Below are 12,422 nucleotides of genomic sequence, written 5' to 3'. Positions count from 1 at the left end.
GCCCAGCACTGGCAAAAGCCCCTCACCAGCAAGACCAGGAAGATCACTCGCCACGACGCAGCCGCCGTGGCGATCGGCAGGCGCGCCCTGGGGCACCCGATCCGGCGACGGATGGCACCGCCCCCACACGACCGGAGTGATCGTGTGGGGCATCGGACCGTCCAGGCCCGACCGGGCACTCCGGGGCGTGAGGGAAACCGCCCCCGCATCCCCGGAACACGGACACGATCCGTGCGCGCCGGACGCGGAGCGAACGCGGTGGACCAGAACGCCCAACACCGTTCGGGGCGTTCGGCTGAGCACGGGTCCTGGCAACAGGACTCACTCCCACTCAGTCTCTAGGAACGGTTGTCTGCCCGGTGAACGTATGAAGAGTGGTCTAGTCAGGTCAATGCGCGTGCGGCAGATTGGGCACGGGCGGCTCGGTTGGGGGCGTTGGCTCGTGTGAAGGCGTCGGCGGCTTGGAGGTAGTGGGCGCGGGCTTCGGTGGGCTGGTGGCTCAGCTCGTGGGCGACCGCCAGGTTGTGCAGGACGCCGCCCACCCTGAGCCAGTCCTCGAACCCCCGGTGGATGTCCAACGCGCGGGTGAAGGCCTCGATGGCCTCGGTGATGTGGTGTGCCGTGCCCAAGGCCGTGCCGAGGTTGGTCCACGCCAGGGCCTCACGGTTCAGATCTCCGACTGCCTTGTACAGGTCGCGGGCTCGGGCGTGAGCATCGATGGCCTCCTCCGACTCGCCCACATCTTGCAGGGTGGCGCCGAGGTGGTTCCAGGCGTTGCCCTCGCCGCGGCGATCCTGGAGTGCCTGGTACAGACCGCGGCTACGGATGTGGGCTTCGATCGCCTCTTCCATGCGGCCGCTCACCGCCAGGGCGTTGGCGAGGTCGTCCCAGGAACAGGCCTCGCCGGAGCGGTTCCCGAGGTCTTGGAACAGGTCGCGGGCGCGGAGACAGGCTTCGATCGCCTCCTCCGGTCGGCCGGCCGATCGCAGCACCATGCCCAGGCGGTTCCATGCCACGGCCTCGCCGGGGTGGTCTCCCAGGCGCTGAGTGGTCTCCAGGGCGGTACGGGCCACGGTGATCCCGTCGTCCAGGTGCCGCCACCATTCCAGGTATCGGATCAGGCATCCGGCAAGCCGCACCGCCATCGCCGCGTACCGCTCCTCGCGCGCCCACTGCACCGCCGCGACCAGCCCGGTGCGTTCGGCGTCCAGCCAGGCGAACGCCCGCACCCGGTCCGTGAACCGTTCCGGCTCCGCCATCCCCGGCAGCCACTGGAACCGCAGGTCGGCCGCCTCGGCCCACCGCACGTAGAACGCCAGCAGCCGCTCGCGCGCCGCATCCCCCTCCTCCCGCAGGTCCGCACCACCCGCCGCCATGCCTGCTGCGAACAACCGCACCAAGTCATGCAGGCGCCACCGCACCTCCCCACCCGTCGACACCGGCGTCACGAGATGGGCGGAAGCCAGCCCCTCCAGCAGGGCGAACGTCTCTTCGTCGGGCAGCCCCGCCAAGGCCACTGCCGCCTCACCGCTGACCTCGGCCGTAGGAGCCACGGACAACAGGCGCAGCAACCTGGCCTGCTCCGCCGCAAGTTGTCCGTAGGCCACGTCGAACACCGGCCGCACCCCCAAGGCCCGCGTCCGGTCCTCGGCCCTCCGCAGCTCCTCCACCAGCGAGGCGATCGACCGGTACCGCCGCTTCCGCAGCATGCCGACCGCGATCCGCAGCGCCAGCGGATGATGGCCGCACAGCACCGCGAGCTCGCCCACCGCCTCCCGCTCCCGGCCGGCCCGCCCGTCACCCTCATCACTCAGCCGCAGGGACCTGCCGACGAGACCGGCCGCATCCTCCGGCTTGAGCACGTCCAAGTCGATCAACCGAGCGTCGAGGTCGGTCAGCCGGTCCCGGGACGTGATCAGGACGCGGTGATGGTCCGTGCCAGGGATCAGGGGCGACAGCTGGGCCGGGTCCGAGGCGTTGTCGAAGAGCAGCAGCATGGAGTGGTGCTCCTCGGCGAGCAGCCGCCTGTACAGGGCATACTGCGCGGTCGCCGTCTGCGGAAGATCAGTGCCCCGCACGCCGAGCCGGTCCAGCAACGCGATCAGCGCCTGCTCCGCCGTGGCGGGATCCTCGTCGTACCCCCGAAAGTCGACAAACAACGTCCCGCCCGGGAACCACCCGTCCCGCACCGCCCGGTGGGCAGCCGCCAGCGCCAGCGACGTCTTCCCGATCCCGCCAAGCCCAGACACCGCACAGATCACCACCAGCAGATCGGACTCCGCCGACGGATCGAGCACCGGCATCAGCCGAGCCAGATCGTCCTTCCGACCGGTGAACCCGGCAGGCACCGCCGGCAAGTCGGCCGTAGCCACCGGCACCGGCCCATGAACGGCACCCCGACTACCACTCCCCGTCCCCTCGCTCGACCCGCTTGGCAACGAACGGCCCGTGAAAGGTGCTCCCCCGAAAGTCGAGGTGGTCCCCTCCGTACTGCGGCCCGCGATGGGGCCCCTCCTCGGAGTCGCCGGGCCCACGCGGCCGGTGCTTCCGCAGCACCGCCACCGCCACCGACGCCACCTGTGCGGCCGCCCGTTTTTGCGACCCCGACGCGTCGGCCGCGTGCTTGCCGGGGTTGGCGCGGTCACTGATCCCCCGGATCACCAGCGCGTCCAACTGGCCACTGAGATGCGCCGCATGAGCAGCCCCTGATCCCTCCATCTCGATCGCGTACGCGTCGTTGTAGGTCCGCCTGATGTACTCGGCGAAGGCGGACCTGTCGTCGGCCAGGACGACGTCCCCGCAGGCGATGGGCTTATGGTGCCCCCGCACCCCCTCCAGGTCGCGCAGTGCCGAACGGGCGGCCTGCAGCAAGCGGTGCGAGCCGTGCCAGACCTCCGGCCGCGCCAGGAATCCCGACGGCGTCTGCTTGCCGCCCTGGACGGCGTACACCTTGGTGCCGACCACTACGTCACCGATCTCGACATCATCCCTGAGCCCTCCCGCGACGCCCACGAACAGCAGTGCCTGGGGTCGCAGCCAGGAGACGATCCGCATCGTCAGCGCGGCCGCGTTCACGGCACCTTCGCCCAGCTCGGCGATCGCCACCGTCCACGGCGTACCCCCGAGGCGACCACGCTCGACGCGCGTCCCGTCGTCGTGGACAAGCTCCTCGACGTCCTCGACGTGGGCGCGCATCGCGTCGTACTCGACGGGGAGCGCGGTCAGGACGACGACAGTGGGATTGGTCTCAGGCACCCGCTTAAGGTACTTCCAAGTGGCCTGCGAGCAGGCACTGTTGGAACCGACAAGGGGGACGAGCGAGTGCCGGAACAAGACGTCACCGTCGGCCAGCTGCTCCTCGCCGAGTACCAGACCGTCAAGGACGAGCAGAAGACCCGTATCGGCTTCCGCGACAACCTCCTCTACGTCACCCTCACCATCGTCGCTGCCGTCATCGCCGCCACCGCACAGGCGAAACGGCCCGACATGCTGCTCGCCCTCCCTCCGGTCTGCGTCGTCCTCGGCTGGACCTACCTCGTCAACGACGAGAAGATCTCCGCGATCGGCAAGCACATCCGCGAGGACCTCGGCCCACGCCTCGCCCGACTCGCCCAGGCACCAGAGGCCTTCACCTGGGAGACCGCCCACCGCTCCGACGTCCGCCGCCGCTACTGCAAGGCCATCCAGTGCGCCGTAGACCTGCTGGCCTTCTGCGTCGTCCCCCTCGCAGGACTCGCCGTCTACTGGATCGCGGGGGAGACTGCGACCGGGCTGATCGTCCTCTCCGTTGCCGAGGCGGCCATCGTCATCGGACTGGGATGGCAAGTCGTCACCTACGCCCGGCCGTTCCGCTGACTACTGCCCCTTGACCCACCGATACTGCAACTCCGGCCGCCCCACCGTCCCGTACTGCGGACTGCGCGCGGCCCTGCCCGCGTCCACCAGATGTTCCAGATAGCGGCGGGCCGTGATCCGCGAAATGCCCACCGCCTCCGCGACCCCCGTCGCCGTCATCCCGTCGGCGCAGTCCCGCAGCGTCACCGTCACCCGCTCCAACGTCGGTGCGCTCAACCCCTTCGGCAGCGCCGCGGGCGTCGGCGCCCGAAGCGTCGCCAGGGCGCGGTCGACCTCGTCCTGGCCGCTGGCCTCCCCGGCCGCTCCCCGGAACTCGGCATAGCGCACCAGACGGTCCCGCAGCGTGGCGAAAGTGAACGGCTTCAGTACGTACTGCACGACCCCCAGCGACACGCCCTCCCGCACCACCGCCAGATCCCGCGCCGACGTCACCGCTATCACGTCCGCGTGGTATCCCGCTGCCCGCAGAGACCGCGCCAACTGCAACCCGTGCACATCCGGCAGATGCAGATCCAGCAGCAGCAGGTCCACCGGCGTCCGCTCCAGCGCCCGCCGCGCCTCCGCGCCCGTGTGGGCCTTGCCGACCGCGACGAATCCGGGCACCCGGCCGACGTACATCACATGCGCGTCCGCGGCGACGGGATCGTCCTCGACGACCAGCACACGGATCGGCTTCTCGACTGTCATGCGCGGCCTCCCGCAGCCGTACCACCGGCACCCCCGGCTGCCGCGGCCCCCTCCGCCAACGGCAACCGCACCTCGAATTCCGCCCCGCCTCCGGCGGCCGCCGTCACCGACAGCGTCCCGCCATGCCGGTGCACCGCCTGCCGCACCAACGCCAGCCCCAGGCCCCGCCCCCCGGGCCCGGCCGACTTCGTCGTGAAGCCCCGCTGGAAGACGAGTTCCGCGTGCGCCGGATCCACGCCCTCCCCGGTGTCCGCCACCCGCAGCACCAGCTCGCCGCCCTCCGTGTACGCCGTCACCGTCACCCGCGCCCGCACGCTGCCCTGCGCCGCGTCCACCGCGTTGTCGATGAGGTTGCCCAGGATGGTCACCAGGTCCCGCGCGGGCAGCGACGGCGGCAGCAGGCCGTCGTCCAGGCGGCTGTCCTCCGACACCACCAGCTCCACGCCCCGCTCATTGGCCTGGGCCGTCTTGCCGAGCAGCAGGGCCGCAAGCACCGGCTCGCTCACCGCCGCTACCACCTGGTCGGTCAGGGCCTGGGCCAGCTCCAGCTCCGCGGTCGCGAAGTCGACGGCCTCCTCCGCGCGGCCCAGTTCGATCAGCGAGACCACTGTGTGCAAGCGGTTCGCCGCCTCGTGCGCCTGCGACCGCAAAGCCTGTGTGAAGCCCCGCTCCGAGTCCAGTTCGCCCATCAGCGACTGCAGTTCGGTGACATCCCTGAGCGTGACGACCGTGCCCCGCCGCTCCCCGCCCGACACCGGTGACGTGTTCACCACCAGCACCCGGTCCGCCGTCAGGTGCACCTCGTCCACCCGCGGCTGCGCGGACAGCAGCGCGCCCGTCAGCGGGGCCGGCAGGCCCAGATCGGCCACCGAGCGGCCCACGACATCGCCGCTCACGCCGAGCAGCTCCCGCCCGCCGTCGTTGATCAGCGCCACCCGGTACTGCCCGTCCAGCATCAACAGCCCCTCACGCACCGCGTGCAGCGCCGCCTGGTGGTAGTCGTGCATCCGGCTGAGCTCGGCCGCGTTCATGCCGTGCGTGTGGCGGCGCAGGCGGGCGTTGACGACGTAGGTGCCGACCGCGCCCAGGACGAGGGCGCCGCCCGCGGCGCCGATCAGGGCGGTGAGCTGGCCCCGTACCCGCTCGCTGATCGCCTCGACCCGGATGCCGGCGCTGACCAGGCCGACGATGCGCGGGCCGTCGTGGACGGGGGTGACCGCGCGGACGGACGGGCCGAGGGTGCCCGTGTACGTCTCGGTGAAGGACCTGCCCTGCAGGGCGGGCTCGATGTGGCCCAGGAAGCGGCCGCCGATCTGGTTCGGGTCGGGGTGGGTCCAGCGGATGCCCCGCGGGTTCATGATCGTGACGAAGTCGACGTCCGTGTCGCGCATGACGCGCAGGGCGTACGGCTGGAGCTCGGCCGTCGGGTCGGAGGTGCGGATCGCCTCCCGTACCGAGGGCGAGTCGGCGATCGAGCGGGCCACCGCCATCGCCTGGCGGCCCGCCGCGTCCTCCGCCTGTCTGCGGTCGCTGACGTAGGTGAACAGCGCGTATCCGGCGACGAGCACCGCGATCAGCACGGCCTGCATGGCGAACAGCTGCCCGGCCAGGCTGCGGGGTCTCGGTATACGGATGCGCATGTCGTCAGTGTGCCCCCGACGTTAAGCGTGAACTAAATGAACGGAAGGGTGACCGCCCTCACAGCTCGGGAGATAGTCACGGCATTCGTTCATTCGCGGGCAATGCCCCGGACAACACTTCCCCCGGACGTGAGCCGCACGCCGGTGATGCCGATGACGTCGTCAAGGAGGGCAGCCGTGACCAGCGCAGCCGATACGGCACCTGCCACACCCGCCGCGAAGCGGGACCGCACCCACTATCTCTACATCGCGGTGATCGTCGCGGTCGCACTCGGCATCGCCGTGGGCCTGGCCGCCCCCGACTTCGCCGTCGAGCTGAAGCCCATAGGCACCGGCTTTGTGAACCTGATCAAGATGATGATCGCCCCGATCATCTTCTGCACGATCGTCCTCGGTATCGGTTCCGTACGGAAGGCCGCCAAGGTCGGCGCGGTCGGCGGAATCGCCCTCGTCTACTTCCTGGTGATGTCCCTGGTGGCGCTCGGCATCGGCCTGATCGTCGGCAACATTCTGGAGCCGGGCACCGGCCTCGCCATCACCGACGCCGTCCGCGAGACCGGTCACGCGCAGGTCGACGCGGAGGCCAAGAGCACCACCGACTTCCTGCTCGGCATCATCCCGACCACCATCGTCTCCGCCTTCACCGGGGGCGAGGTGCTGCAGGCCCTGCTGATCGCGCTGCTCGCCGGGTTCGCGCTGCAGGCCATGGGCTCCGCCGGACAGCCGATCCTGCGCGGCATCGAGCACATCCAGCGGCTCGTCTTCCGCATCCTCGCGATGATCATGTGGGCCGCCCCGATCGGCGCCTTCGGCGCCATCGCCGCCGTCACCGGTTCCGCGGGCCTCGACGCGCTCAAGAGCCTCGCCGTGCTGATGCTCGGCTTCTACGTCACCTGCGTCCTGTTCGTCTTCATCGTGCTCGGCGCGCTGCTGCGGATCGTCTCGGGCCTGAACATCCTCACGCTCTTCAAGTACCTGGGCCGTGAGTTCCTGCTGATCCTGTCCACCTCATCCTCCGAGTCCGCGCTGCCGCGGCTCATCGCGAAGATGGAGCACCTGGGCGTCAGCAAGCCGGTGGTCGGCATCACCGTCCCGACCGGCTACTCCTTCAACCTCGACGGCACCATGATCTACATGACCATGGCGTCCCTGTTCATCGCCGACGCCATGGGTACGCCGATGGGCATCGGCGAGCAGATCCCGCTGCTGCTCTTCCTGCTGGTCGCCTCCAAGGGCGCCGCCGGTGTCACCGGCGCGGGGCTCGCCACCCTCGCGGGCGGTCTCCAGTCCCACAAGCCCGCCCTGGTGGACGGCATCGGCCTCATCGTCGGCATCGACCGCTTCATGAGCGAGGCCCGCGCCCTGACCAACTTCGCGGGCAACGCCGTCGCCACCGTGCTGATCGGCACCTGGACCAAGGAGATCGACAAGGAGCGGGTGAACGAGGTGCTCGCGGGCCGGCTGCCGTTCGACGAGAAGACGCTGCTCGACGACGGCCACGGCGGCGGTGGCGCGGCTTCCGCCGACGACGCCGAGGTGCCCCAGCAGATCGCGGGCGGCGAGAAGGAACTGGCCAAGGCCTGATCCCGCCATTACTCCCCCCACCTCGGGTACCACCCCCCAACGCCCGGGCGGCTGAGATGCTCCCCCGTCGCTCAGCCGCCCGGGCTCACCCTTGCCCAGGCCCTGCGGGCTTGCCTTGACGCCCTTGCCTTGACCCCGACGTCAAGGCTTACGTTCGTACGCATGCGAATCGGCGAGCTGGCCGAACGGGCCGGGACCACCACGCGGACGCTCCGGTACTACGAGGCGCGCGGGCTGCTGCCCGCGCGTCGGGACGCTAACGGCTACCGGGACTACGACGAGCGGGACCTGAAGCTGCTGCGGCAGATCAGGACGTTGCAGGACTTCGGGTTCGACCTGGAGGAGACGCGGCCCTTCGTGGAGTGTCTGCGGGCCGGGCACCCCGAGGGCGACGCCTGCCCCGCCTCGCTCGCGGTCTACCGGCGCAAGCTGGACGAGCTCGACGCGCTGATCGGCGAGTTGCAGGCGGTGCGGGCGCAGATCGGGGTGCGGCTGGCACTCGCCGAGGATCCGAAGTGCGAACTGGGAGGGCAGCAGTGGTGAACGACGTGACCGACGCGGATTTCGCGACAGAGGTGCTGGAGGCGGACCGGCCGGTGCTGGTGGAGTTCACCGCGGACTGGTGCCCGCCGTGCCGGCAGATGGCGCCCGTGCTCAAGGCGGTTGCCGCCGAGGAGGCGGAGCGGCTGAAGGTGGTGCAGCTGAACGTGGACGCCAATCCGGAGACGACGAACGCCTACAAGGTGCTCTCCATGCCCACGTTCATGGTGTTCCGCGAGGGTGAACCCGTGCGATCGATGGTCGGCGCCCGCCCCAAGCGGCGGCTCCTGGAGGAGATCTCCGAAGTCCTGTGACCTGAGCAGACCCTGAACCGGGCGTAAAGAAATCCCCCGAGCAATTGCGCTCGGGGGATTTCTCTGCGTATATTCAATGGTTCGCGACTTCACGGGAATTGAGTCGCGGAGAAGTTCAGTAGGCACAGTATATCCGGGCGGGAGCGGAATTGTCAAACAGCGGAATTCCAGACGACGAAATGCGCCGCGAGCAGGAATTCATCGACAGCCTGTACGCGCGCGTCGACGTGCTGCGCGGCGACGCCGAGTCCTCCGTCACGGACGCGCTCGCGCAGGGCGACAAGCCGATGCAGGCCCGTCTGGAGCGGGACATCCTCGTCGCCGAGCGGTCCGGGCTGCTCGCCGCGCTGAACGCGGTGGACGGCTCGCTCTGCTTCGGCCGGATCGACCTCACCTCCGGCGCCAGCCACCACATCGGCCGGATCGGGCTGCGCGCCGACGACACCGAGCGCACACCGATCCTGATCGACTGGCGGGCCGAGGTCGCCCGCCCCTTCTACCTGGCCACCGGCCACACCCCGATGGGCCTCAGCCGCCGCCGGCACATCTCCACCGACGGCCGCCGCGTCACCGCCCTGCACGACGAGTTCCTCGACGTCGACGACGCCATCAGGACCGGTTACGAGGCCCCCAGCGGGGACGACGTACTGCTCGCCGCGCTGAACTCCGCGCGCACCGGCCGGATGGCCGACATCGTGCAGACCATCCAGGCCGAGCAGGACGAGATCATCCGCGCCCCGCACCGGGGCATCCTGGTCGTCGAGGGCGGCCCCGGCACCGGCAAGACCGCGGTGGCCCTGCACCGGGCGGCGTACCTCCTCTACGAACACCGGGAACTGCTCGCCAAGCGAGCCGTCCTCATCGTCGGCCCCAACCCCGCCTTCCTGGGCTACATCGGCGAGGTGCTGCCCTCGCTGGGTGAGACGGGCGTGCTGCTGGCGACGGTCGGCGAACTCTTCCCCGGCGTCAAGGCGACGGCGACCGACACCCCGGAGGCGGCCGCGGTCAAGGGCCGCGCCGAGATGGCCGACGTACTCGCCGCCGTCGTACGGGACCGGCAGGCGCTGCCCGACCCCGTGATCGCGATCGAGCACGACCGCGAGATCCTGATGCTCGACGACGGCCTCGTCGGCGTCGCCCGCGAGCGGACCCGCGCCGCGAAGCTGCCGCACAACGCGGCCCGCGAGTACTTCGAGGGGCACATCCTCAACACCCTCACCGAGCTGTACGCCGAGCGGGTCGGTACCGACCCCTACGACGGTTCCAACCTCCTCGACGCCAGCGACATCACCCAGATCCGCGACGACATCGCCGAGAACCCCGAGGTCTGGTCCGCCATCGACCAGCTGTGGCCGGTGCTCACCCCGCAACGGCTGGTCGCCGACTTCCTCGCCGAGCCGGAGGGGTACGTCAGCGCTGCCGACGCCGCGGCCATCCGGCGGCCGGTGACGCGGGCGTGGACCGTGGCGGACGTACCGCTGCTCGACGAGGCGGCCGAACTGCTGGGCGAGGACGACCGGGTGGCGCGGGCGCGGGCGGAACGCGAGCGGGAGCGGCAGGTGTCGTACGCGCAGGGCGTGCTGGAAGTGTCGTACGCCTCCCGGACGTACGAGTTCGAGGACAAGGACGACGAGGACAGCGAGGTCCTGTCCGCGCACGACATCATCGACGCCGAGCGGTTCGCCGAGCGGCACGAGGAGGACGACCACCGCAGCGCTGCGGAGCGGGCGGCGGCCGACCGTACCTGGGCGTTCGGGCACATCATCGTCGACGAGGCGCAGGAGTTGTCGCCGATGGCGTGGCGGCTGCTGATGCGGCGCAGCCCGACGCGGTCGATGACGCTCGTCGGGGATCCGGTGCAGACGGCGGAGGCGGCGGGGGTCGGCTCCTGGTCGAAGATCCTTCAGCCCTATGTCGAGGACCGCTGGGAGCACACGCGCCTGGGCGTCAACTACCGCACCCCCGCCGAGATCATGGACCTCGCGGCGGCGGTCGTACGGGCGGAGCACCCCGACTTCGAACCGCCGAGCTCCGTACGGTCCACAGGGGTACGTCCCTGGATCCGCGCCACCGACGACCTGCCCGGCGCGGTCGCCAAGGCGGTCGACGAACTCACCCCGGCCGAGGGCCGGCTGGCCGTCATCGCCCCGCGCGCCCTCCACCGGCGCCTCGCCGCACACCTGGAGGGCGTGACGGCGGACGCCGAGCCCGACCTGACGCACACGGTCGTCCTCCTGGACCCGCGCCAGGCCAAGGGCCTGGAGTTCGACTCGGTCCTGGTCGTCGAGCCGGGCCACTACGGCACGAGCGACCTGTACGTCGCCCTGACCCGAGCGACCCAGCGACTGGGGGTGCTGCACACGGGGCCGCTGCCGCGGGGGCTGGCCGAGTAGTCCCCGGCGCCGGCATGACCGCCGCTGGGGGCTCCGCCCCCAGACCCCCGGGCCTATGCCCACCCACCACCCGACTCGGTCGGCCAAGAGGTGGACCAGTCGGCAAGGTGGACCGACTCGGTTGGCCGAGTGGTGGGCGGGGCACGCCCCGGCTATGACGGCCGCAGCCACACCGTCGCCAGTGGTGGCAGCGTCAGGCGGATACTGGCCGGGCGGCCGTGCCACGGCATGGCTTCCGGCTTGAGCGGGTCGGGGTTGGTCACGTCGCTGCCGCCGTAGCGGTGGGCGTCCGTGTTCAGGGTTTCGTGCCAGGCCGGGATGTCGTCGGGGACGCCTACGCGGTAGTCGTGGCGGACCACCGGGGAGAAGTTGCTGATGGCGAGGAGCGGGGCGGCTGTGGCGTCGTAGCGGAGGAAGGCCAGGACGTTGTCGTCGGCGGCGTCGCCGACGATCCACTCGAAGCCCTCGGGGTGGGTGTCGCGTTGCCAGAGCGCGGCGGTGTGGCGGTAGACGGTGTTGAGGTCGCGGACCAGGTCGCGGACGCCGCGGTGGTCGGCCTCGGCACCGTACTGCGGGTCGAGCAGCCACCAGTCCGGGCCGTGCGCCTCGGACCACTCCGCGCCCTGCGCGAACTCCTGGCCCATGAAGAGCAGCTGCTTGCCGGGGTGGGCCCACATGAAGCCCAGGTAGGCGCGGTGGTTGGCGCGCTGCTGCCACCAGTCGCCCGGCATCTTCGACACCAGCGAGCGCTTGCCGTGCACCACCTCGTCGTGGGAGATCGGCAGGACGTAGTTCTCGCTGTACGCGTACACCATCGAGAACGTCATCTCGTGGTGGTGGTACTTGCGGTGGATCGGCTCGTGCGCCATGTACTGCAGCGAGTCGTGCATCCAGCCCATGTTCCACTTCAGGCCGAAGCCGAGGCCGCCGAAGCCGCTCGGGCCCTTGTGGTGGGTGGCACGCGTGACGCCGTCCCAGGCCGTCGACTCCTCGGCGATCGTCACCACGCCGGGGTTGCGCCGGTAGACGGTCGCGTTCATCTCCTGGAGGAACGCCACCGCGTCCAGGTTCTCCCGGCCGCCGTGCTCGTTCGGCGTCCACTGGCCCGGCTCGCGCGAGTAGTCGAGGTAGAGCATCGAGGCGACCGCGTCCACGCGCAGGCCGTCGATGTGGAACTCCTCGCACCAGTACAGGGCGTTGGCGACCAGGAAGTTGCGCACCTCCTTGCGGCCGAAGTCGAACTCCAGCGTCCCCCAGTCGGGGTGCGCGGCACGCAGCGGGTCCTCGTGCTCGTACAGCGGACGCCCGTCGAACTCGGCCAGCGCCCAGTCGTCCCGCGGGAAGTGCGCCGGGACCCAGTCCATGAGGACGCCGATGCCCGCCCGGTGACAGGCGTCGACGAAGTACTT

General features: G+C 70.5%; 10 protein-coding genes and 1 pseudogene. 6 read left to right on the top strand and 5 right to left on the bottom strand.

What is annotated here, in order from left to right; all coding sequences use genetic code 11:
- A pseudogene (locus SSP24_RS44725) lies at positions 1-342 on the top strand (hypothetical protein); the annotation flags it as partial.
- A 41-nt stretch (positions 343-383) separates the two neighbouring features.
- On the opposite strand, the gene SSP24_RS41055 reads toward SSP24_RS44725, so the two are convergent.
- Together SSP24_RS41055 and SSP24_RS41050 are read right to left on the bottom strand one after the other, a co-directional pair.
- Positions 384-2,372, bottom strand: coding sequence for a tetratricopeptide repeat protein (locus tag SSP24_RS41055; protein WP_174864806.1), 1,989 nt, complete (start codon positions 2,370-2,372; stop codon positions 384-386).
- A 28-nt stretch (positions 2,373-2,400) separates the two neighbouring features.
- Positions 2,401-3,255 carry a 5'-methylthioadenosine/S-adenosylhomocysteine nucleosidase family protein gene (locus SSP24_RS41050; protein WP_167529862.1) on the bottom strand — a complete coding sequence of 285 codons (855 nt, stop codon included), beginning with the start codon at positions 3,253-3,255 and terminating at the stop codon, positions 2,401-2,403.
- Positions 3,256-3,321: 66 nt separating this feature from the next.
- Here SSP24_RS41050 and SSP24_RS41045 point away from each other — a divergent pair, with 66 nt between their 5' ends.
- Positions 3,322-3,855, top strand: coding sequence for a hypothetical protein (locus tag SSP24_RS41045; RefSeq protein ID WP_141316149.1), 534 nt, complete (start codon positions 3,322-3,324; stop codon positions 3,853-3,855).
- On the opposite strand, the gene SSP24_RS41040 is transcribed toward SSP24_RS41045, so the two are convergent.
- Together SSP24_RS41040 and SSP24_RS41035 are read right to left on the bottom strand one after the other, a co-directional pair.
- A complete protein-coding gene (locus tag SSP24_RS41040) occupies positions 3,856-4,542 on the bottom strand; it encodes a response regulator (protein ID WP_141316147.1) in 687 nt (228 codons plus the stop codon).
- Positions 4,539-6,182 carry an ATP-binding protein gene (locus SSP24_RS41035; RefSeq protein WP_141316145.1) on the bottom strand — a complete coding sequence of 548 codons (1,644 nt, stop codon included), beginning with the start codon at positions 6,180-6,182 and terminating at the stop codon, positions 4,539-4,541. Before SSP24_RS41035 ends, SSP24_RS41040 begins: the two co-directional genes overlap by 4 nt.
- 177 nt (positions 6,183-6,359) lie before the next feature.
- Here SSP24_RS41035 and SSP24_RS41030 point away from each other — a divergent pair, with 177 nt between their 5' ends.
- From SSP24_RS41030 to SSP24_RS41015, 4 genes are all read left to right on the top strand, one after another.
- On the top strand, positions 6,360-7,766 hold the full coding sequence (locus SSP24_RS41030) for a cation:dicarboxylate symporter family transporter (protein ID WP_141316143.1): 1,407 nt from the start codon (positions 6,360-6,362) through the stop codon (positions 7,764-7,766).
- 162 nt (positions 7,767-7,928) lie between these two features.
- On the top strand, positions 7,929-8,309 hold the full coding sequence (locus SSP24_RS41025) for a MerR family transcriptional regulator (RefSeq protein WP_141316141.1): 381 nt from the start codon (positions 7,929-7,931) through the stop codon (positions 8,307-8,309).
- On the top strand, positions 8,306-8,620 hold the full coding sequence (trxA, locus tag SSP24_RS41020) for a thioredoxin (protein ID WP_141316139.1): 315 nt from the start codon (positions 8,306-8,308) through the stop codon (positions 8,618-8,620). Before SSP24_RS41025 ends, trxA begins: the two co-directional genes overlap by 4 nt.
- 179 nt (positions 8,621-8,799) lie before the next feature.
- Complete coding sequence (locus SSP24_RS41015; RefSeq protein ID WP_141316137.1) at positions 8,800-11,013, top strand: HelD family protein; 2,214 nt, start codon at positions 8,800-8,802, stop codon at positions 11,011-11,013.
- Positions 11,014-11,165: 152 nt separating this feature from the next.
- On the opposite strand, the gene glgB is transcribed toward SSP24_RS41015, so the two are convergent.
- Positions 11,166-12,422 (bottom strand): 1,4-alpha-glucan branching enzyme (gene glgB / locus SSP24_RS41010; RefSeq protein WP_141316135.1); only part of this gene is annotated, 1,257 nt, incomplete at its 5' end.

The sequence above is a fragment of the Streptomyces spinoverrucosus genome (genome assembly GCF_006539505.1).
GTDB classification, from domain to species: Bacteria; Actinomycetota; Actinomycetes; order Streptomycetales; family Streptomycetaceae; genus Streptomyces; species Streptomyces spinoverrucosus.
The sequence above is the reverse complement of the archived record's forward strand: the minus strand, read 5'-3'. Positions and strand labels throughout refer to the sequence as shown.